Raw genomic sequence first — 21555 nt, 5'->3', positions numbered from 1 at the left:
CGGTGGTGGGAATTTGGGCGGGAAAAAGAAACGACCTTTCACAAAATGAGAAAGGTCGTTGGATTGATACGTGTTACGCGGCTGGACGCGCGATAACGCTGCGGGTTTCCATGCGAACTTCGGCGATGGTTACGTCAATCACATCCGTGACTTTGTAAACCACTTCACCTTTAATTTGCACCGTGCCGCTTTCCTGGCTGCATACCAGCTCGTCCCGAACGGCGTGTAGGAATGGGGCAGGAATAAATGCGACTGCGCCATTATCAACTAAACGTACGCGCATACCGCCGCGGCTGACGTCAATTATCTCGGCCGCAAAGCGGGTATCGGTCCCGGCTTTGTCACTCAGGAAACGGGCGTATAACCAGTCGCCCACATCACGCTCAGCCATTCGGTTCAGGCGACGACGTTCCGCCATTTGCACCGTGGTATCATCCCCAGGGCGGGCGATGGTTTCACCTTTGATGACGGCCTTAAGCAGGCGGTGGTTAATCATATCGCCATATTTACGAATAGGAGAGGTCCAGGTGGCATAAGCCTCCAGACCCAGCCCAAAGTGCGGCCCTGGCTCGATACTGATTTCAGCGTAAGACTGGAAACGGCGAATTCGGCTGTCGAGGAAACCAGAAGGCTGCGCATCCAGCTCGCGGCGCAGTTTGCAGAAACCTTCCAGCGTCAGGACTTCCTCGGCATCAACGTGCATACCATGGGTTTTTAGCAGCGCGGCCAGAGCGTCGGCGTTGGCCGGGTCGAATCCCATATGGACGTTATAAATCCCGAAGCCCAGCTTGTCGCGAAGCACGCGGGCGGCGCAAATGTTTGCCGCAATCATGGATTCTTCCACGATACGGTTTGCGATGCGGCGCGGCTCAGCGACGATGTCCAGGACTTCACCTTTTTCACCAAGAACAAAACGGTAATCCGGGCGATCTTTAAATACCAGAGCATGGTTATGACGCCATTCACCGCGGCTCAGGCAAATACGGTGTAGCAGACGGATTTGTTCAGCAATCGCGTCGTTTGCAGGCTGCCAGTCACCGGCACCTTCCAGCCAGTCGGAGACGTTGTCGTAGACCAGCTTCGCTTTCGACTCAATCGTCGCTGCGAAGAAGGTGATGTTGTCTTCAATCGCGCCATCCGCGGTGATGGTCATACGACAAGCCAGAACCGGACGCACTTCGTTCGCGCGTAAAGAGCACAGATCGTCAGACAGTTCGCGTGGTAGCATCGGGATATTGAACCCCGGCAGATAGTTAGTAAACGCGCGAATTTTTGCCGTTTTATCCAGCTTGCTGCCTTCTGCAATCCAGGCCGTAGGGTCGGCAATGGCGACAGTTAATTGTAGTTTGCCGTCGGCCAGATCTTCAGCATACAGCGCATCGTCCATATCTTCGGTGCTGGCGCTGTCGATGGTGACAAAGTTGAGGGCGGTTAAGTCCTGACGAACCAGACCTTCATCCAGCATCTCAGTTGCCACACCGTCCGGCGCTTCTTTTTCGAGATTATGGCGTGCCAGCGTGACCCACCACGGGACAAAGTGGTCATCAGCAAAAGTGATAAATTGGGTTAACTCAGCATAGAAGGTGCGATCGCCTTTCAGCGGGTGGCGGCGCATTTCAGCGACGGCCCAGTCACCTTCTTTAAAGTCGTGCTCAACGCCGCGGGCGGCACGGCAAGGGATCGCTTCTTTCAGTAACGGATGATCCGGCACAATGGACAGACGATCATTTTTGCCCTGAACTTTACCCACGAAGCGCGTCAGGAAGGGTTCGATCAGTTCTTCCGGCTCGGCAGATTCACGATCTTTTTCTGTATGGATAACCGCAACAATGCGGTCGCCATGCATCACTTTTTTCATCTGCGGCGGTGGAATGAAATAGCTTTTTTGTGCATCGACTTCCAGGAAGCCAAAGCCTTTTTCCGTGGCTTTTACCACCCCTTCAGCACGTGGCGTCTGGGAATGCAGTTGCTGTTTAAGCTGCGCTAGCAGCGGGTTGTCCTGAAGCATAATTGTCTATTTTCGTGGCTAAAAGAGCGGCTGACAGTTTTACGCGATTCTCTCAGTTGCGGCAAGCGCTCTTTCAGTAAGTGGATCGGTTAATAAGTCTCGCCCAGCGCGATTTTCAAGCGATTCAACCATCCGCACAATCCGCTCCAGGCCAGCAGGTTAATCGCTTGTTCAGAAGAGATGCCCTGATCGAACAAAGGGGTTAACAGCGCGGCGCTAAAACGGTCGGGCGCTCGGGTTAGCCATTGTACCGCCTGCAGGGTGACGCGCTCAACCGGATGTCGCTGTTCCCAACGCTGTAATTCACGTTCCTCCTGGCGAAGCAGGGCGATAACGTTGGCTAATTCATTGGCTGTATGTGCCTGTTCATTAAAGCAGGCCACGCTGCCGTTAATCCGTGAGGTCATTAGCGCCGCCAGTGAAAATGCCTGCGCCGGTACTGCGCTGCGCCGGGTACTGGAAATCAGTGTCGTGAATAAATCTAAAATGACCGGTGAATGAATCAGTAATGGCACCAACGCTTGCAGTTCAGCGGGAAAATGTCTGGCCGTCGTCTCGTCCTGAGCAGGATATTTTTCGATTGGGAATGGCGCAGCGTGCCAGGTAGCGTTTGTTGCACTAAATGGCGAAGCGTGAGCGAATTGCTGTATATCCAGCCCCGGTATTCGGCGCACCGGATGTCCAAACCAGGCCTGAAACAGAGCCACGGTCCGGGCCTGAAAACCGACGAAGCCGATGATTTGATTCATCAAAATACTATCGCTGGTGGTCAGCCCGACCGCATCCAGATGCTGGCGATCGCGTGCGCCTATCACGTCAGGAGAGCTGGCAAGTTGGCGAGCATATTGGGTGATTTGCGCCAGCCGATGGTTACTTTCCCGTGACGAGTCAGGTCCAGGAAGCGGTGTTAACCGCGCGGCATAGTGATTGCACAATCGCTGGACGCCATACACCTGAGCGACGGTAAGCGCCGTACTCATCCGTTCATAGGCGCTGAATGTGTGCATCTGATTCAGTTTTACGTGAACCGGGAAGAGAACCTGGGCAAGTTTACGGGCAGGGGTTAACCAGGATTGAAAAGGCAAAAGGGCGTCATCAGGTATCGCCAGATCCAGTAAAAAGCAGTCGTCGACATGAGCAGCTTCCGGCACCAGCGGCAGAATATCTTGTGGATGCTTGCTGGATTGCGTCTCATGATACCAGTGGCTTTTGCCTTCAATTCGGCGTTGTTCCATGGGCGGTCCTTGGTCTAAAAAGTGGCGACCCGGACACGTCGTCTACTACTACGCCGGATCGTTTGCGCTGCAATATCCTGACGTAAGCAGAAGAGGGGATGAAAGATTGTTCCGTGATAATAAATATCAGAAAAGCATATATGGCGGCAGGCAGAGGAGAGTCATGGGCGGTGCAAGACCGCCCATAGAAGACTTACGATTATTTCAGTTCCAGCTCGTTCATTGCCGCGATACTGAAGCCACCATCGACGTGAACGACTTCACCCGAGATGCCGGCAGCAAGATCGGAGCACAAAAATGCTGCGGAGTTACCCACATCTTCAATGGTTACAGTGCGGCGAATCGGCGTAACCGCTTCACAATGCGCCAGCATTTTACGGAAATCTTTAATGCCGGAAGCGGCGAGTGTACGGATTGGACCGGCAGAAATAGCGTTCACACGCACCCCTTCAGGACCCATCGCATTAGCCATATAGCGGACGTTCGCTTCCAGTGAGGCTTTTGCCAGGCCCATCACGTTGTAGTTAGGGATGGCGCGTTCTGCGCCCAGATAGGATAGCGTCAGCAGCGCCGAGCCTGGGTTCAGCATGGAACGGCAGGCTTTTGCCATCGCCACAAAGCTGTAAGCACTGATGTCATGAGCAATTTTGAAGCCTTCGCGGGTGACTGCATTCACATAGTCGCCATCCAGTTGGTCTGCGGGCGCGAAACCAATGGAGTGCACGAAACCGTCGAATTTCGGCCAGGCTTTGCCTAGTTCGGTAAACAGTGCATCAATGCTGGCGTCTTCCGCCACATCACACTGCAGTACGATGCTGGAACCCAGTTGAGCTGCAAATTCTTCGACGCGGCCTTTTAGTTTGTCATTCTGGTAGGTGAACGCCAGTTCAGCCCCTTCGCGATGCATGGCCTGAGCGATACCCCAGGCGATGGACAGTTTGCTGGCAAGACCCGTTACCAGAATGCGCTTACCGGAAAGAAAACCCATAGCTTTAATCCTTATGGTCATTGCTTATTTTTAGCAATCAATGAGTTATGATCACAATTTGAAGGTGTTTCGAAATGGGGCAGCAATTATATCCCACTCTTTGTGCCTTGTAGAATAGTTATCATCCCTTACTGATAATCACTTTTCATTACACATGAGGGTTATAACACTTTTCCTGGTTAAGTCTCATTCATTCTGCGAAGCGCGGGAGGAAGGAGAAAATACAAGGCTTTAAAGGCATCTCAATGGTATTATTAACTGCTAGCTTATGTTTTAAAACATAGCAATGTAAGAACTTTCTTAAAACAAAAAATATGACCGTATTCAGTTCGTTATGATATATTGTTTTTATCGATCAATATTGACACATTGATCGTTATTATTGATTGATTGTGATTAAAAGTGCATTATCAGGAAGTTATGATCAATTGGAGTGGTCTTATGCACTATCATTTCATCGCGGAACCGATGAGAGACACAACTGATACGTTACTGGGTGTTGAGATGAGCGTCCGGTTTGCTTCAGATACGGTTTCGCCGATACATCCAGAGTTCATCATTTCAGCGTGGAATAGCGAACAAAAACGTAATTTCATGCTCGAGCAAATTCGATTAATTGCCGAAAAGCGTAATTGGTTTGAGAGCCACAACCTTTTCTGTACTCTGAACCTCATTGATGAAATGGCGCTGCTGGCAATTGGCGACCCGAGCGTCAAATCGGCGCTACATGCCATGCCTTTTGTCGCCCTGGAACTTTCAGAGCGTTTTCTGACGAATACCGTATGTCTGAATAATCTGCTGATTAATTCACTTTGCGACGGTCCAAACGCATTATGGCTGGGCGATCTGGGCTCCGGCAGCATTGGGGCCAGTCCGCTGGTTTGCGGTCGTTTTGATGTTGTGAAGTTGGATCGTGGTTTTTTCCTGGATCAGGCTGAAAAACCGATGTTCCCGGTGCTAATTAAAAACATCCGCGAATATTGCGACCGCATTGCGGTGGAGGGCGTGGAAACCAAACAGCTTATCGACGAAGTAGGCGCGGCTGGTGTTTGGGTGATGCAGGGATCCCTTTTCCCTTCGGTCGCGTTTAGCGAGGTTGATACACTGCTCTTACCAAATGTTTGTCACTGATTGCAAAATTGCCCTCCGGTTGAGGAGGGCTGCATCTGCTAGCGATCTTTTCGCCACGCGTCAGCGGTAAGCGCTTCGCCGAAATGACCGGCGATCAGGCGACGGGTCAGCTCATGCAACGGCGAGGCCAAAACATCTGCTGTACTGCCGCGTTCAACCACTTCACCCTGGTGCATGACTAATACCTGATCGCTGATGTGCTTCATCATGCCGATGTGCTGAGTCACATAGATATATGAAATCCCCTGTTTTTCCTGTAATTCCAGCATCAGATTGATGAGCTGCGAACGCATCGACATGTCCAGAGAGGCGAGGGCTTCGTCGGCGATAATGACTTTGGGTCGCAAAATGAGCGCTCGGGCAAGGCCCAGACGCTGTTTTTGTCCCGGAGCCAGCATATGCGGGTAATAACTCACATGGTCAGGCAACAGACCGACCATGCGCATGGTCTCGATGATCTGTTTGCGGCGCTGTTCAGGCTCGAGGTCGGTGTTCAGACGTAGCGGAAAATCGAGGATCTGCGAAATACGTTGCCGTGGGTTAAGCGACGTTGACGGATCCTGGAAAATCATACGGATACGCTGACTACGGAATGAATAATCACCATATTTTAACGGGTGATCGTCAATCAGCAGCTCACCGCTGGTGGGCTCAATCATACCGGCCAGCATCTTCGCCAGCGTAGATTTACCGGAACCATTTTCACCTATGACGGCGAGCGTCTGACGCTCGCGCAGGGTAAAGCTCAGCGGCTTAACGGCCTCAACTGTCTGACGGCGGAATAAGCCCGTCCGGTAGCGAAAGGTTTTGCTCAGATTACGAACTTCGAGCAGGGTTTCTACCATCTCACTCTCTCTCCATGTTCAGTGGGAAATGACAGGCGTAGAGATGATTCTTTGCTCCGGTCAGTCTTGGGGTTTCGATACATTCGCGCTGAGCATAAGGGCAGCGCGGCCCCAGACGACAGCCGATAGGTAATTGTTCCAGCAATGGAATGGCTCCTGGCATGGTATTCAGGCGGCTTTTGTGCGGCATTGCGCTACCAAAATCAGGAATGGCGCGAATCAACGCTTGGGTATAAGGATGATGCGGAATAGTCACCAACTCTTTACTGGGCGCAGTTTCCACCGTTTGCCCACAGTACATCACGTTAATTTTGTCAGCCCACTGGCTGAGCATTTGCAGGTCATGGCTGATCAACAAAATGGTGGTATTGCTGTTTTGGTTCAGCCGGGTCAGCAGGCGGAAAATTTGCGCCTGAGTGGTTGGCTCCATCGCGTTCGTTGGTTCGTCGGCAATCAGTAAACGCGGCTGATTAGCCAGGGCGATTGCGATCATCACCTTCTGGCATTCGCCGTCGGTCAGTTCATACGGGAAGCTGCGCATCGCATCTTTATGATCTTTTATCCCGACGCGGTGCAGGAGTTCAATCGCGCGGCGTTTACGCCAGCCGATACGCTGCCACCAGCGGCCTTTATAAGTCCATGCCGGAATATTTTGCATCAGTTGTCGTCCAATGCGCTCAGACGGATCGAGACACGATTGCGGTTCCTGAAAGATCATGGAAACGTTATGGCCGACCAGCTTGCGTCGTTCACGCGCGGAAAGGCGCAACAGATCGATATCATCAAAGCGCATGCGGTCTGCGGTTACGCGCCAGTTATCTTTAGCGACGCCGCAAATGGCCTTGGCGATCAGGCTCTTGCCCGATCCAGACTCGCCAACCAGTCCGCGGATTTCACCTTCATTGAGGGTCATGCTGACGCGATCAACCGCCTTCACCCAGTCGTCGCCGGTTCTGAATTCAATGGTCAGGTTGCGGATATCCAGTAATGGCATTATTCCACCCCCGCAATAATTGCCCGGCGCACGCCATCACCCAGCAGGTTAACCAGCAGCACGCTTATCATAATCGCCGCACCTGGCAGCATAACCGTCCACGGTGCGACATAAATCAGCTCGAGCGCGTCGCCAAGCATGGCTCCCCATTCTGGTGACGGCAACTGTGCGCCAAGGTCGAGAAAACCCAGCGCGGCGATGTCCAGAATCGCCATCGACAGCGCACGGGTGATTTCAGTGATAAGTCCGGCGGTAATATTGGGCAGAACGGCGAACCACAGGATATTGAGCGTGGTTGCGCCGTCCAGGCGAGCGGCGATAACGTACTCTTTTTCCAGCTCGTCATGCACCATGCTGTAGACGGAGCGTACCATGCGCGGCAGCAGCGCCAGCCAGACGGCAAACATCGCGTGTGTCAGATGCGGTCCGGCAAAGGCCACCACAATAATCGCCAACAGCAGCGAAGGGATCGAGAGCAGGGTGTCCAGAATGTGGTTCAGCACCGCGGAGCGCAAACCGTGCGTTGCGCCGGCAACCACGCCCAGGAACAGGCCACATAGTGTGGCGGCGAGGGTGACGACAAACGCGCCGCCAACGGTTGGGGCCGCGCCGCTGAGCAGGCGACTTAGCACGTCACGCCCGAGATCGTCAGTTCCGAGGAAAAATGAGACTTCGCCATAGCGCGACCATGACGGCGGTAAAAGCTGATAGCCGAGAAATTGCTGGTCGATGCCATAAGGGGCAAACCAACCACCAAAAATACACAGAATCGCCAATCCTGCGCAGCCATACAGGCCGATCATCGCAGTCGCATCGCCGTAAAAATTGCGCCATGCGGTGCGCAGCGTACCCGGCGGACGCTTTTCGCTGTAGACGCTATCGTAAGGCATACCATTCCTTATGTTTCAGAGGGTTAGCCATAGCACCCAAAATATCAGAGATGACGTTAACGATGATAACCAGTGAGCCAATCACCATGACGCCCGCCGAAATTGCCGCGTAATCCTGCTGGCGAATTGCGTTAATCAGCCAACGGCCAAGACCTGGCCAGCTAAAGACCATCTCGGTGATCATCGCCAGCGTCAGCATGGTGGAAAACTGTAAGCCCAGACGCGGGATCACCGGAGGAAGGGCGTTGTGCAGAACGTGACGGCGCAGAATGGTTAAGCGTGACAGACCGCGCGTGGCGGCCGCTTTAACATAGTTTTGATCAAAGACCTCAATGGTGCTGATTCGCATCAGGCGAATAACTTCCGTGGTAGGGGCGACGGAAAGCGTCAACACCGGAAGCACCATGTGACGGATTGCGCTGACCAGCATTTCATCGCGCCAGGGCGAGTCGGAGATCCACGCATCAATAATGGCAAATCCGGTAACGGGCTTCACTTCATAGAGAAGATCAAAGCGTCCCGAAACGGGAAGCCAGCCGAGAGTCAGTGAGAAGAGCAACGTCAGCAACAGCGCCAGCCAAAAAACCGGAATGGAAAAGCCCATCAACGCTAAGGCGCTGATGCAGCGGTCCTGCCATTTGTTCCGCGTGATGCCTGCCAGCATACCAACGGGGATCCCAACCATCAGCGCAAAACCAAAGGCCAGAATGCACAGTTCCATCGTCGCCGGTAACACCTCCTTCAACTGTTCTGAAATCAACTGACCGTTAATACTGGATACACCAAAATCCCAGTGAATGAGGCCATTGAACCAGAATACCCAGGCGTTCCACAGCGATGCGCCCTGTAACGGCGCATGAGGCGTGAAGTAGCTCAGGCTGAATCCAATAAAGGTCAGGAAGAAGAGGGTGACCAGCAGCAATAAAAAACGACGCAGGGTGAAGATAATCATGGCTTTTTCACCTCATCTTTCTTTTCCCTGGAAACCCCGGCAAAAGATGCATTGCCGAACGGACTCAACACCAGTCCTTTGATATCGTAACGATAAGCCTGTAGACGCAGTGAAGAGGCCAGCGGCAGGATCGGTAACTCTTTCGCGAGAATATTTTGCGCTTCGTCATAGGCATCAATTCGCGATGAGAGTTGCTGCGAAGAGAGGGCTTTGCGCAGAACACTGTCAAATTCCGGATTACACCAGTGTGCGAAGTTAGTCTGCGAGTTGATGGCGGCGCAGCTTAGCAACGGTCGGAAAAAACTGTCAGGATCGTTACTGTCCGTCGCCCAACCGGATAACGTTAGATCATGGTTCATATCCATTAATCGCGCCTCCTGAAAACGACCTTCTACCGGAATGATTTTAACTTTCACACCCACCTGAGCCATGTCAGCCTGAATCAGCTCGGCGGTTTTCAGTGGACTGGGGTTCCAGGCCTGAGAACTGGTGGGTACCCAAAGCTGTAATGTCAGGTTCTCCAGCCCCAGTGCTTTTAACTGCTCGCGCGATTTTGCCGGATTGTACTCTGTAATTTTAGCTTCGTTGTCATAAGCCCACGAGGCGCGAGGCAAAATAGATGCTGCGGTTTCCGCCGTCCCGTAGTAGATGGACTGCATCAGCCGTTGGTTATTGATGGCCAGCGCCAGCGCATGCCGCACGGCGGGATTATCCATCGGTGGTTTATTGGTGTTGAATGCCAGATAGGCGATGTTCATCCCCGGGCGCAGGGTCAGACGCAGGCGCGGGTCATCACGCAAAATGCTGAGCTGACTGGCGGCAGGCCAGGCCAGAACATCACACTCACCGGTCAGGAGTTTTGATAGACGTCCGGTGCCGCCAGAGCCGAGGTCCACAACCACCTGCGGCATCAGAGGAGTACCACGCCAGAATTTTTCATGGCGCTGCAGTCGAACATATTGCCCTGCGCGATTCTCCGAAAGCTGGTACGGTCCGGTGCCGACGGGTTGTCTGTCGAGCAGCTCCTGACGATCCTGTTTTGCCAATTTAGCCGCATATTCTGCTGACATCACGGAGGCATAATGCGTGGCGAGGTGCCACATGAAGGAGGCGTCGGGCTGAGTTAAGCGGAACTCAACGGTGTTGTTGTCCAGCTTGCGTACGCTTTGGACGTTATCGGCGAACTGTAGGCTGTCGAAGTAGGGGAAACTGCTACCGTTTACATTGTGCCACGGATGCTGGCGATCAAAGATGCGCTCGAAGGTAAACACCACGTCGTCTGCATTCAGTTTGCGGGTGGGGGTGAACCAGGCCGTCTTCTGAAACTGGACGTCACGACGCAGATGGAAGCGGTAGGTTGCGCCGTTATCCAGCACCTCCCAGCTTTCAGCCAGCTCAGGCACCAGTCGATAGGTGTACGGATCGACATCGAGCAGTCGGTCATACAGCTGGGCTGCCAGGGTGTCGACGATAAGACCGCTGCTCGCTTTTTGCGGGTTGAACGTATTGACCTGCCCGCTAACGCAATAGACAAAGCCGCTGTCACGAATATCAGCATGCGAAGCCTGTTCAGGCGCGGCAGCAGCCTGACCACTCAGAAATCCAGCCATCACGATCAGAGATGATAAAACCAGGCGCATAATTTTAAAGGATTATAAATAAAGAGGCTATCTTACTAATATTTAATGACATTTGCCATTACCGTTTGTGTTTGGGGGCCGTAAGGTGATAACCGCGAATTCAACATCGCGACAGGGTCACCCTTCATACCCGCTATCCACTTTGAATTTACTCTGTTAACTATCTTAGCATTTTCATGACCCATCTGACTCGCTATAAACGCGGTGCAGGATGTGGACAGTTGGCGTAATTTGTTACGGTTTCCTCGCTGTGACAAAATGCATAAGCGATTACAATGCGTTAGTGTACGAATCAAAGGGAATATTTAATAAATGAGCAACTTAGCGGATTACGTCAATGCTATAAAAATAGGCAAAAATGTTATTTGTATTGAGGATGTCAGTAAACGGGATGACATGGCTGAAGTTGAGATTATAAATAAGACATGGCTTCATGATTCGGGAGTGGTTATTCGTTGTTCTCGCGAAAATGAATTGGTTATATATTCATCAAGTTCCTGTCCAGAATGCAGCATTAGATGGCATGTCGTTGATGCGGCAGGTCAGGATATTCGTCCACTGGAGAAAACATTTCACAATGCTTGCCAGGAGTCGTACTGGTTAAAAGTAAATCGTCAAACGCATCTCCCGGTGTAAACGCTGAGCTAACCAATCACAGCGATGCCAAGCCGCTCCATGAGCAACGATGCCTGGTAGTTGTCTAACTTAACGCCTTGTAAATCAACACCCCGAATATCTAAGTCACCTAACTCCGAATTGGTCAGATCGCAATGTGTGAAGTTTGCTGCTCGCCAGTCGAAAGTCGAAAACTCGCCGCCGGAGAGATCTGAACCACTGAACGTCGCACCCAGTACCTGAGTCCCCATCCAGCGGTTTTCCCATAGCTCACACTTTTCCAACACGACTTTCGAAAAATTGGCGTAGCTTAGATTGGTATTAGTGATATATGCGCTGCAAAACCAGGTGCGCGTGGTGATCATATTCATAAAGCTTGCACCGCGGAAATCTGCGCCTTGTGCGCGGCAGTGGCGAATTTCAATGCCCAATGCGCTGACGTTGCGGAAATCTGCCATTGATAAATCACAGCTTTTGAAAATGGCATCTCTCAGCATTGCGCGACTAAAATTGCATCCTTTCTGACTTTCGCGATCATAGAACTGGCAGCCGATAAATTCAGTGCCGCTCAGGTCGGCACCTGAAAAATCGCAGTTAAAAAATGTACTATTTTCAACTTTCTCACCAGTGAAGCGATTTCTGTCAATTTTTTCGCCAACTAATGCCAGAGTCATATCTATGCCTGTGTTTTTATACAGTAATGACGCCATGGTAAACCTTATGACGTTATGCGTCAAACCCGCCAGTATGACACCTGCAAATGCGTATTAGATCTGGTGTTTCTTAAGCAACGCGCGTAGCTGATGGTAAGTCAGACCCAGTAATTCAGCGGCTTTTTTCTGATTAAATTTCGCCTGCTGCAAGCTGGTTTGTAGAAAGTCTTTCTCTTGTTGCTGCTGGAATTCACGCAGATCCAGCGGTAATGCTACAGATGTCTGCTTTGGTGGTGCTGCCTGTGGCTGCGCAACGTGGCGGCGGAAGGGGTCAATGATGATCTCATCCAGCGGGTAATCGCTGGTACCATGCCGGTAAACGGAGCGCTCCACGACGTTTTTCAGTTCACGAATATTACCCGGCCAACGGTAATGGAGGAGGGTTTCTCTGGCCTCGGCGCTAAATCCCGGAAAAAGCGGTAACCCGATCTCGCGGCACATCTGAATGGCAAAGTGTTCGGCCATTAACATGATGTCGCTTTGACGCTCGCGTAGTGGGGGAAGTTGCACCACGTCAAAGGCCAGACGATCCAGCAGGTCCGCGCGGAAAGTGCCTTCGCTGACCATACGTGGCAGGTCGGCATTGGTCGCGCAGACCAGTCGCACGTTAACCTGCAAGGGCTGGCTGCCGCCGACGCGTTCCAGCTCGCCATACTCAATTACGCGCAGCAGTTTTTCCTGTACCAACATTGGCGCGGTCGCCAGTTCATCAAGAAACAGCGTGCCGCCGTCGGCGCGTTCGAAACGTCCCGGATGGCGTTTTTGCGCACCGGTAAACGCACCGGCTTCGTGACCAAACAGTTCGGAATCAAGTAAGTTCTCGTTGAGGGCCGCGCAGTTAAGCGAAATAAATGGGCCCTGCCAACGGCTGGAGAGGTAGTGCAGGCGGTTGGCAATAAGCTCTTTCCCCGTACCTCGCTCACCGATAACCAGTACAGGTTTATCCAGCGGCGCCAGATGAGAAACCTGTTCCAGCACTTCAATAAAGCTGTTCGCTTCGCCCAGAATATTGTCTTTGTATCCTGCCATGATGAAATTCACCACTTGTTAGTGTTATTCACCAATTTACCCTAATTCTCCCGTCAGGTAAAATTAGATATTTACATTAAAATCAATTGTTTAAAAAGTTGGCACGCCAAGTGCATTACGAAAACAGCAGGGCATAGCCCGATATCAGAACAGTAAGTGAGGATTACATTATGGGTATTTTTTCTCGTTTTGCCGACATCGTGAACGCCAACATTAATGCGTTGCTGGAAAAGGCTGAAGATCCGCAGAAGCTGGTGCGGTTAATGATCCAGGAAATGGAAGACACGCTGGTTGAGGTGCGCTCAAACTCCGCACGCGCTCTGGCAGAAAAGAAACAATTATCTCGCCGTATCGAACTGGCGAGCGCACAACAGGCAGAGTGGCAAGAAAAAGCCGAGCTGGCGCTGCGTAAAGAGAAAGAAGATTTGGCGCGTTCTGCCTTAATCGAAAAACAGAAACTGACTGATCTGATTGCTTCTCTGGAGCATGAGGTGACGCTGGTTGACGATACGCTGGCGCGAATGAAAAAAGAGATCGGTGAGCTGGAAAATAAACTCAGTGAAACCCGTGCTCGTCAGCAGGCATTGATGCTGCGCCATCAGGCTGCGAGCTCTTCGCGTGATGTTCGTCGTCAACTGGACAGCGGTAAGCTGGATGAAGCGATGGCACGCTTTGAATCTTTCGAGCGTCGTATCGATCAGATGGAAGCTGAGGCTGAAAGCCATAACTTCGGTAAACAGCAGTCTCTGGATCAGCAATTTGCTGACCTGAAAGCAGATGATGAAATCAGCGAGCAGCTGGCGCAACTTAAAGCCAAAATGCAGCAAGATAAGCAATAATAACATCTGGCGGCGCCCGAACGCGCCGCCGCTCATCACCTGTAAGGAGTACTCATGAGCGCGCTATTTCTGGCTATCCCATTAACCATCTTTGTGTTGTTCGTTTTACCGATTTGGCTCTGGCTGCATTACAGCAACCGTTCCAGTCGTGGCGAACTGGCGCAAAGTGAACAGCAACGTCTGGTAGAACTCAACGATGACGCACAGCGGATGCGCGAGCGCATTCAGGCGCTGGAAGACATCCTTGATGCTGAACACCCAAACTGGAGGGACCGCTAATGGGAGGCGTTAATCTGAACAAAAAACTGTGGCGTATTCCGCAACAGGGCATGGTGAAGGGGGTTTGCGCAGGTATAGCGCATTATCTCGATGTGCCTGTGAAGCTGGTGCGGATCCTGGTGGTGTTGTCCGTCTTTTTTGGTCTGGCCTTTTTCACCTTCGTCGCTTACATCGTGCTGACGTTTGTGTTGGACCCGATGCCGGACAATGTGGTTTCCGGTGAGCAGCAGCCATCAAGCGGCGAGCTGTTGGATGCCGTCGATCGCGAGCTGGCGGCAAGTGAAAAGCGTTTGCGTGAAATGGAGCGTTATGTCACCTCTGATACCTTTTCATTGCGCAGCCGTTTCCGCCAATTGTGAGGATAGAAATGAACAATCGCTGGCAACGTGCCGGGCAAAGGGTTAAGCCGGGCTTTAAAATAGCAGGTAAGCTGGTGCTTTTAACTGCGCTTCGTTACGGCCCGGCGGGGGTAGCAGGGTGGGCGGTGAAGTCCGTCGCCCGACGCCCGCTTAAAATGCTGCTGGCGTTGGTCCTGGAGCCGGTTTTGAGTCGGGCAGCGGCAAAATTATCGAAACGCTATTCAGGTAATCAACGCTGATATCCGATTCAGCAAAAGCAAGCAACAATTAATCAACATTCCCACTGTTAATTTGCGGCAGCTCACAAATACGATTTTTTGGCTGCCAAAATTCTTTTATTATCCCCCTCCTGGCCACCTCAGCCGATTGACAGCTTATTTCCCGCAGAGTAGTCTCTTGATTCATGGGACCGCTACCACGAGAATTGAAGGTGAACCAAAAAATCCAAAAATGCCTGGCAGAAGTTTATGGTGATACGTTTACTTCATGCCACTATGAAGCGCTGATTGCACGTTTAGAGAAATCACAGGGATTAATTAAAAAAATCCGTAAAGCGCATTGGGACGAGGGCGATGTAGTTCTTATTACCTACGCCGATCAATTCCACGGGGCAGGCAAAAAACCACTGCCGATGTTTAATCAGTTTTATAATGAATGGCTTAAGTCGACATTTTCTCATGTGCATCTGTTGCCGTTTTATCCGTGGTCATCGGATGATGGTTTTTCCGTAATTAATTACCATCAGGTTGCTGAAGAAACCGGTGACTGGAATGATATTAAGCAATTGGGTAAATCCAGTCGACTGATGTTTGATTTTGTTTGTAACCATATGTCAGCGAAAAGCGAATGGTTTAATAACTATTTGCAACAGCTTGACGGTTATGAAGATTTCTTTATTGCGATGGATCCTGATACGGACCTGAGCAACGTAACGCGTCCACGCGCATTACCGTTACTGACGCCTTTTACGCTGAAAGATAACACCGTACGCTATTTATGGACGACGTTCAGTGACGACCAGATCGATCTCAACTATGCCAACCCGATAGTGTTACTGGCGATGGTCGATGTGCTATTGAGTTATCTTGAGCAGGGCGCTGATTATGTCCGCCTGGATGCGGTTGGCTTTATGTGGAAAGAGCCAGGAACGACCTGTATTCACCTGGAAAAAACGCATCAGCTTATCAAACTATTTCGCGCTATTGCTGACTGCGTGGCGCCTGGTACGGCGATTATTACTGAAACAAACGTTCCGCATAAGGATAATGTGTCCTACTACGGAAATGGCCGTGATGAAGCGCATATGGTGTACCAGTTCTCGTTACCTCCGCTGGTGCTGCATGCGGTACAACGCCAGGATACCTCAACCTTGTGCCAGTGGGCGCAATCACTGGAACTGCCGTCCAGTGAGACCACCTGGTTTAATTTCCTCGCATCGCATGACGGTATTGGTCTCAACCCATTACGTGGTTTGTTACCTGAAGACGAGATCGTGCGCCTGGTGACGGAATTACAACAGGAAGGCGCGCTGGTTAACTGGAAAAATAACCCTGATGGTAGTCGCAGTCCGTATGAAATTAACGTCACATATATGGACGCACTAACGCCAGGCAATTGTAGTGATGCCGAACGTTTTTCCCGCTTTATTCTCGCACATGCCATTTTGCTGAGTTTTCCGGGGGTACCTGCGGTTTACATTCAAAGCATTCTTGGGTCACGCAATGATTATAAAGGTGTCGAGGCGCTAGGTTATAACCGTGCGATCAACCGCAAAAAATATCAAATAAGCCAAATCGAAATGGAGCTGGCAGATGAAACCAGTTTGCGCCACGCTATTTATCATGAATTATCCCGATTAATTGTAATACGTCGTAGTAATAAAGCATTTCACCCTGATAGTGATTTTCAGATTAGCAGTGTTACACCGGCTGTAATGCAAATTAAACGTACGGCGGAAACAGGCGAAAAAATTACCGGATTATTTAATGTCAGCGGTCATACGCAAACCATTAGTATTGATGTTGAAAATGGATTTGATTTGATTAGCGGTAAAACTATTTCAGGTAAAGAATTAACGTTGAACGCCTGGCAGGTCATGTGGGTTAAGTAATAAAAAGGAACATTTCATGCTTAAAACTAAAATTGTGCTGATTTCAGCACTGGTTTCCTGCGCCCTGGTTTCTGGGTGTAAGGATGATAAAACGTCCTCTGTTGCGATTGAATTTATGCACTCTTCTGTTGAACAGGAGCGGCAGGCGGTTATTGCAAAACTGATTGAGCGTTTTGAAAAAGAGAACCCGGGGATCAGTGTCAAACAGGTTCCTGTAGAAGAAGATGCGTACAACACCAAGGTCATTACCCTGGCGCGGAGTGGTTCACTGCCTGAAGTCATTGAAACCAGCCATGACTACGCGAAAGTTATGGATAAAGAATCACTTATCGATCGTAAAGCCGTAGCGCAGGTCATCAACGCCGTAGGTGAAGGTACTTTTTATGATGGCGTGCTGCGTATTGTGCGTACTGAAGACGGTACTGCCTGGACCGGGGTTCCGGTTAGCGCCTGGATTGGCGGGATCTGGTATCGCAAAGATGTGCTGGCAAAAGCTGGGCTGGAAGAGCCAAAAGACTGGCAACAACTGCTGAGCGTGGCGCAGAAGCTAAACAATCCTGGTAGTAAGAAATATGGTATTGCGCTGCCCACGGCGGAAAGCGTTTTGACCGAACAGTCATTTTCCCAGTTCGCGCTCTCAAACCAGGCCAACGTTTTTGATGCGCAAGGAAAGATAACGCTCAACACACCTGAAATGGCGCAGGCGCTGCAGTATTACCGCCAATTGGCAATGAACACCATGCCGGGCTCAAACGACATCATGGAAGTCAAAGACGCGTTCATGAACGGCACGGCGCCGATGGCGATTTATTCCACCTATATCCTCCCGGCGGTGATTAAAGAGGGTGACCCTAAAAATGTGGGTTTTATGGTGCCGACGGAAAAAAACTCCGCTGTTTACGGCATGCTGACGTCGTTAACCATTACCGCGGGTCAAAAGTCTGAAGAGACAGAAGCGGCAGAGAAATTTGTCACCTTTATGGAGCAGGCCGACAACATCGCGGACTGGGTCATGATGTCGCCAGGGGCGGCGCTGCCGGTCAACAAAGCGGTGGTGAATACCCCGACGTGGAAAGATAACACTGTCATCAAAGCGCTGGGTGAATTACCCGATCAGCTGATTGCCGAACTGCCGAATATCCAGGTGTTTGGTGCCGTCGGCGATAAGAACTTCACCCGCATGGGCGACGTCACAGGCTCCGGTGTTGTGAGCTCAATGGTGCACAACGTGACGGTAGGCAAAGCCGACCTCGTCACCACGATTGAAGCGAGCCAGAAAAAACTGGATGACCTCGTTGAACAGCGCTAATGGGGAAATGGAAAGCCGTGATGAATAAGTTCTTTTCAGGTCGATCTGATATGCCATTCGCCATGCTGCTGCTGGCGCCCAGCTTGCTGTTGCTGGGCGGTTTAGTGGCGTGGCCGATGATATCTAACATCGAAATCAGCTTTATGCGACTGCCGCTGAATCCGCAAATTGAGTCTACGTTTGTCGGGGTGAGCAACTATATCCGTATCTTATCCGATCCCGGATTCTGGCATTCGCTGTGGATGACGGTCTGGTATACCGCGCTGGTTGTGGCAGGAAGCACGGTACTGGGGCTGGGCGTGGCGATGTTTTTTAACCGTGAGTTTCGTCTGCGGAAAACGGCGCGCTCACTGGTCATCCTCTCTTACGTGACGCCATCAATTTCGCTGGTGTTTGCCTGGAAATACATGTTCAACAACGGCTACGGCATTGTGAACTACCTCGGCGTGGATCTGTTGCATCTCTACGATCAGGAACCGCTGTGGTTCGACAATCCCGGCAGCAGCTTCGCGCTGGTCGTGCTGTTCGCCATCTGGCGCTACTTTCCGTATGCCTTTATCTCGTTTCTGGCGATTTTACAGACGATTGATAAATCGTTGTATGAGGCGGCAGAAATGGACGGCGCGAATGCCTGGCAACGGTTTCGTATCGTCACGCTGCCAGCGATTATGCCGGTGCTGGCAACCGTGGTCACGCTGCGCACGATCTGGATGTTTTACATGTTCGCCGATGTTTATCTGCTGACCACTAAAGTCGATATTCTCGGGGTCTATCTCTATAAAACAGCGTTTGCATTTAACGACTTAGGCAAAGCGGCCGCTATTTCTGTCGTCCTCTTCGTCATTATTTTCGCTGTTATCCTGCTGACCAGAAAACGGGTGAACCTCAATGGCAACAAATAAGCGCACACTTGGCCGCATCGGCTTTTACTGTGGATTAATTGTCTTCCTGGGCATCACGCTATTCCCATTTTTTGTGATGCTGATGACCTCATTTAAAAGCGCCAAAGAGGCGATCTCGCTACATCCGACGCTGTTACCGCAGCAATGGACGCTGGAACATTACATCGACATCTTCAACCCGATGATTTTCCCGTTTGTTGACTACTTCCGTAATAGCCTGGTGGTATCGGTCACTTCTTCGGTGGTGGCGGTGTTTCTCGGCGTGCTCGGAGCGTATGCGCTTTCCCGCCTGCGTTTTAAAGGGCGAATGACCATCAATGCCAGCTTTTACACTGTGTACATGTTTTCGGGGATCCTGCTGGTGGTGCCGCTATTCAAAATCATTACGGCACTTGGCATCTATGACACCGAAATGGCGTTGATTATCACCATGGTCACCCAGACGCTGCCGACCGCGGTGTTCATGCTGAAAAGCTACTTCGACACCATTCCGGATGAAATAGAAGAAGCCGCGATGATGGATGGATTGAACCGTCTGCAGATCATCTTTCGCATTACCGTGCCGTTGGCGATGTCCGGTCTGGTTTCGGTCTTTGTGTACTGCTTTATGGTGGCGTGGAATGACTATCTGTTTGCCTCGATTTTCCTCTCCAGCGCCAGCAATTTTACCTTACCGGTCGGTCTGAACGCGCTGTTCAGTACGCCTGACTATATCTGGGGACGCATGATGGCGGCATCGTTAGTCACCGCATTGCCGGTTGTCATTATGTATGCGCTTTCCGAACGTTTTATTAAAAGTGGTTTGACCGCAGGCGGCGTGAAAGGCTAAGCGGCCAGTTTAATTAAGGAGTTGTAAATGAAGAAGTTAGTTGCCACAGAACCGCGTGTTGCGGCGCTGGTGGAATATGAAGACAGAGCTGTATCCGCCAATGAAGTGAAAGTTCGCGTTCGCTTTGGTGCGCCAAAACATGGCACGGAAGTGGTCGATTTTCGCGCTGCCAGTCCGTTTATTGACGAAGATTTCAACGGCGAATGGCAAATGTTCATGCCGCGTCCGGAAGGGGCGCCGCGCGGGATTGAATTCGGCAAGTTCCAGCTTGGCAACATGGTGGTGGGCGATGTTATTGAGTGTGGCAGCGATGTGACCGAATACGCCGTTGGCGATTCAGTTTGCGGCTACGGCCCACTGGCAGAAACGGTTTTCTTTAATGCGGTAAACAACTACAAACTGCGCAAAATGCCGGAAGGTAGTTCGTGGAAAAATGCCGTGTGCTATGACCCGGCACAGTTCGCCATGAGTGGCGTGCGCGACGCCAATGTGCGTGTCGGCGATTTTGTTGTCATCGTCGGCTTAGGGGCGATTGGCCAGATTGCCGTCCAACTGGCTAAGAAAGCGGGAGCCTCGGTGGTCATTGGCGTGGATCCGATTGCCCATCGTTGCGATATCGCGCGTCGTCATGGCGCGGATTTCTGTCTGAATCCTATTGGCACCGATGTCGGCATGGAAATTAAGAAGCTGACCGGCAAGCAGGGCGCGGATGTGATTATCGAAACCAGCGGCTATGCGGATGCGTTGCAATCGGCGTTACGCGGTCTGGCCTATGGTGGAACCATCTCCTATGTTGCTTTCGCGAAACCTTTTGCTGAAGGCTTCAACCTGGGGCGTGAAGCGCACTTCAACAACGCCAAAATTGTCTTCTCTCGTGCCTGCAGTGAGCCAAATCCGGATTATCCGCGCTGGAGCCGCAAGCGTATTGAGGAGACCTGTTGGGAACTGTTGATGAACGGTTACCTGAACTGTGAAGAACTTATTGACCCGGTAGTAACATTTGCCAGCAGCCCGGAAAGCTATATGCAGTATGTCGATCGCCATCCGGAAAAGAGCATCAAAATGGGCGTGACGTTTTAATTAAGGAATGCAGAAGATGAAAATTGGAACACAGAACCAGGCTTTTTTTCCGGAAAATATTCTCGAGAAATTCCGTTACATCAAAGAGATGGGGTTTGACGGTTTTGAAATTGACGGCAAGCTGCTGGTTAACAACCTGGCAGAAGTGAAAGCAGCAATCAAAGAAACAGGCCTGCCCGTCACCACCGCCTGTGGAGGATATGACGGTTGGATCGGTGATTTTATCGAAGAGCGTCGTTTGAATGGCTTACAGCAGATTACCCGCATTCTCGAAGCGCTGGCCGAAGTCGGTGGGCAGGGCATTATTGTACCCGCTGCATGGGGCATGTTTACCTTCCGCTTACTGCCGATGACCTCTCCGCGCAGCCTGGCGGGTGATCGTAAAGCAGTAAGTGATTCATTGATTTATCTCGATAAAGTTGCCGAGCGTACGGGGACGGTGGTGTATCTGGAGCCGCTTAATCGCTATCAGGATCATATGATCAACACCCTGGCGGATGCCCGTCGCTATATCGTGGAAAACAACCTGAAGCATGTGCAAATCATTGGTGATTTTTACCATATGAATATCGAAGAAGACGATATGGCTCAGGCGCTGCATGACAATCGCGATCTGCTGGGACACGTCCATATTGCGGATAACCACCGTTATCAGCCGGGGAGCGGTACGCTGGATTTCACTGCGCTGTTTGATCAGTTGCGTGAAGATAATTATCAGGGTTACGTCGTGTACGAAGGGCGTGTACGGGCAGAGAACCTGCCGGAAGCGTACCGTCAGTCACTGGCCTGGCTGCGTACCTGCTAAGAG

22 protein-coding genes are annotated in these 21555 nt (G+C 51.2%); 12 read left to right on the top strand and 10 right to left on the bottom strand.

What is annotated here, in order from left to right; all coding sequences use genetic code 11:
• Nucleotides 1-73 precede the first annotated feature (73 nt).
• The 3 genes from OGV65_RS20165 to fabI all read right to left on the bottom strand — a co-directional run bounded on the left by OGV65_RS20165 (nt 74) and on the right by fabI (nt 4231).
• The gene (locus OGV65_RS20165) at nt 74-2008 is read right to left on the bottom strand and encodes an exoribonuclease II (protein WP_016156644.1); all 1935 of its coding nucleotides are present in this window, start codon (nt 2006-2008) and stop codon (nt 74-76) included.
• Between the two features lie 89 nt (nt 2009-2097).
• Nucleotides 2098-3243 carry a carboxymuconolactone decarboxylase family protein gene (locus OGV65_RS20160; protein ID WP_286455370.1) on the bottom strand — a complete coding sequence of 382 codons (1146 nt, stop codon included), beginning with the start codon at nt 3241-3243 and terminating at the stop codon, nt 2098-2100.
• A 199-nt stretch (nt 3244-3442) separates the two neighbouring features.
• Complete coding sequence (gene fabI / locus OGV65_RS20155) at nt 3443-4231, bottom strand: enoyl-ACP reductase FabI (RefSeq protein WP_016156642.1); 789 nt, start codon at nt 4229-4231, stop codon at nt 3443-3445.
• A gap of 441 nt (nt 4232-4672) precedes the next feature.
• Here fabI and OGV65_RS20150 point away from each other — a divergent pair, with 441 nt between their 5' ends.
• Nucleotides 4673-5362, top strand: coding sequence for an EAL domain-containing protein (locus OGV65_RS20150; protein ID WP_047500365.1), 690 nt, complete (start codon nt 4673-4675; stop codon nt 5360-5362).
• A 38-nt stretch (nt 5363-5400) separates the two neighbouring features.
• Here OGV65_RS20150 and sapF read toward each other — a convergent pair whose 3' ends face one another.
• Genes sapF through sapA form a run of 5 tightly spaced genes read right to left on the bottom strand, consistent with a single transcriptional unit; the run spans nt 5401 to nt 10683 of the window.
• A complete protein-coding gene (gene sapF, locus OGV65_RS20145) occupies nt 5401-6207 on the bottom strand; it encodes a peptide ABC transporter ATP-binding protein SapF (RefSeq protein WP_016153235.1) in 807 nt (268 codons plus the stop codon).
• 1 nt (nt 6208) lies between these two features.
• The gene (gene sapD / locus OGV65_RS20140) at nt 6209-7201 is read right to left on the bottom strand and encodes a peptide ABC transporter ATP-binding protein SapD (protein WP_016153234.1); all 993 of its coding nucleotides are present in this window, start codon (nt 7199-7201) and stop codon (nt 6209-6211) included.
• A complete protein-coding gene (gene sapC / locus OGV65_RS20135) occupies nt 7201-8091 on the bottom strand; it encodes a peptide ABC transporter permease SapC (protein WP_191221095.1) in 891 nt (296 codons plus the stop codon). Before sapC ends, sapD begins: the two co-directional genes overlap by 1 nt.
• The gene (gene sapB, locus OGV65_RS20130; protein WP_286455369.1) at nt 8078-9043 is read right to left on the bottom strand and encodes a peptide ABC transporter permease SapB; all 966 of its coding nucleotides are present in this window, start codon (nt 9041-9043) and stop codon (nt 8078-8080) included. Before sapB ends, sapC begins: the two co-directional genes overlap by 14 nt.
• On the bottom strand, nt 9040-10683 hold the full coding sequence (sapA, locus tag OGV65_RS20125; protein ID WP_016153232.1) for an ABC transporter substrate-binding protein SapA: 1644 nt from the start codon (nt 10681-10683) through the stop codon (nt 9040-9042). The genes sapB and sapA overlap by 4 nt, the downstream gene beginning before the upstream one ends.
• Nucleotides 10684-10995: 312 nt before the next feature.
• Here sapA and OGV65_RS20120 point away from each other — a divergent pair, with 312 nt between their 5' ends.
• A complete protein-coding gene (locus OGV65_RS20120; RefSeq protein WP_141875227.1) occupies nt 10996-11319 on the top strand; it encodes a hypothetical protein in 324 nt (107 codons plus the stop codon).
• 8 nt (nt 11320-11327) lie between these two features.
• On the opposite strand, the gene OGV65_RS20115 is transcribed toward OGV65_RS20120, so the two are convergent.
• Together OGV65_RS20115 and pspF are read right to left on the bottom strand one after the other, a co-directional pair.
• Complete coding sequence (locus tag OGV65_RS20115; RefSeq protein WP_063866125.1) at nt 11328-11972, bottom strand: quinolone resistance pentapeptide repeat protein QnrB47; 645 nt, start codon at nt 11970-11972, stop codon at nt 11328-11330.
• 93 nt (nt 11973-12065) lie between these two features.
• Nucleotides 12066-13055 carry a phage shock protein operon transcriptional activator gene (pspF, locus tag OGV65_RS20110; RefSeq protein WP_029139556.1) on the bottom strand — a complete coding sequence of 330 codons (990 nt, stop codon included), beginning with the start codon at nt 13053-13055 and terminating at the stop codon, nt 12066-12068.
• Nucleotides 13056-13210: 155 nt separating this feature from the next.
• Between pspF and pspA the strand changes: the two genes are divergently transcribed.
• From pspA to ycjR, 10 genes are all read left to right on the top strand, one after another.
• On the top strand, nt 13211-13879 hold the full coding sequence (gene pspA / locus OGV65_RS20105; protein WP_016153228.1) for a phage shock protein PspA: 669 nt from the start codon (nt 13211-13213) through the stop codon (nt 13877-13879).
• Between the two features lie 54 nt (nt 13880-13933).
• Nucleotides 13934-14158 (top strand): envelope stress response membrane protein PspB, encoded by a 225-nt coding sequence (gene pspB / locus OGV65_RS20100; protein ID WP_016153227.1) that lies wholly within the window; start codon nt 13934-13936, stop codon nt 14156-14158.
• Nucleotides 14158-14517, top strand: coding sequence for an envelope stress response membrane protein PspC (gene pspC / locus OGV65_RS20095; RefSeq protein WP_003020497.1), 360 nt, complete (start codon nt 14158-14160; stop codon nt 14515-14517). Before pspB ends, pspC begins: the two co-directional genes overlap by 1 nt.
• Nucleotides 14518-14525: 8 nt before the next feature.
• The gene (pspD, locus tag OGV65_RS20090; RefSeq protein ID WP_047500373.1) at nt 14526-14756 is read left to right on the top strand and encodes a phage shock protein PspD; all 231 of its coding nucleotides are present in this window, start codon (nt 14526-14528) and stop codon (nt 14754-14756) included.
• Nucleotides 14757-14920: 164 nt separating this feature from the next.
• Nucleotides 14921-16627, top strand: coding sequence for a sugar phosphorylase (locus tag OGV65_RS20085; protein ID WP_286455368.1), 1707 nt, complete (start codon nt 14921-14923; stop codon nt 16625-16627).
• A gap of 16 nt (nt 16628-16643) precedes the next feature.
• The gene (locus OGV65_RS20080) at nt 16644-17936 is read left to right on the top strand and encodes an ABC transporter substrate-binding protein (protein WP_019076863.1); all 1293 of its coding nucleotides are present in this window, start codon (nt 16644-16646) and stop codon (nt 17934-17936) included.
• A 20-nt stretch (nt 17937-17956) separates the two neighbouring features.
• A complete protein-coding gene (locus OGV65_RS20075; RefSeq protein WP_286455367.1) occupies nt 17957-18838 on the top strand; it encodes a carbohydrate ABC transporter permease in 882 nt (293 codons plus the stop codon).
• The gene (locus OGV65_RS20070) at nt 18825-19667 is read left to right on the top strand and encodes a carbohydrate ABC transporter permease (protein ID WP_003020474.1); all 843 of its coding nucleotides are present in this window, start codon (nt 18825-18827) and stop codon (nt 19665-19667) included. The genes OGV65_RS20075 and OGV65_RS20070 overlap by 14 nt, the downstream gene beginning before the upstream one ends.
• Before the next feature lie 27 nt (nt 19668-19694).
• Nucleotides 19695-20747, top strand: a complete 1053-nt coding sequence (gene ycjQ / locus OGV65_RS20065; RefSeq protein ID WP_016153224.1) for a D-guloside 3-dehydrogenase — start codon at nt 19695-19697, stop codon at nt 20745-20747.
• A gap of 16 nt (nt 20748-20763) precedes the next feature.
• Nucleotides 20764-21552: a 3-dehydro-D-guloside 4-epimerase gene (gene ycjR, locus OGV65_RS20060; RefSeq protein WP_286455366.1), complete on the top strand. Its 789-nt coding sequence runs from the start codon at nt 20764-20766 to the stop codon at nt 21550-21552.
• The last annotated feature ends 3 nt before the right edge of the window (nt 21553-21555 follow it).

It is taken from the genome of Citrobacter sp. Cb004 (genome assembly GCF_030337065.1).
Lineage (GTDB): Bacteria > Pseudomonadota > Gammaproteobacteria > Enterobacterales > Enterobacteriaceae > Citrobacter > Citrobacter braakii.
The sequence above is the reverse complement of the archived record's forward strand: the minus strand, read 5'-3'. Positions and strand labels throughout refer to the sequence as shown.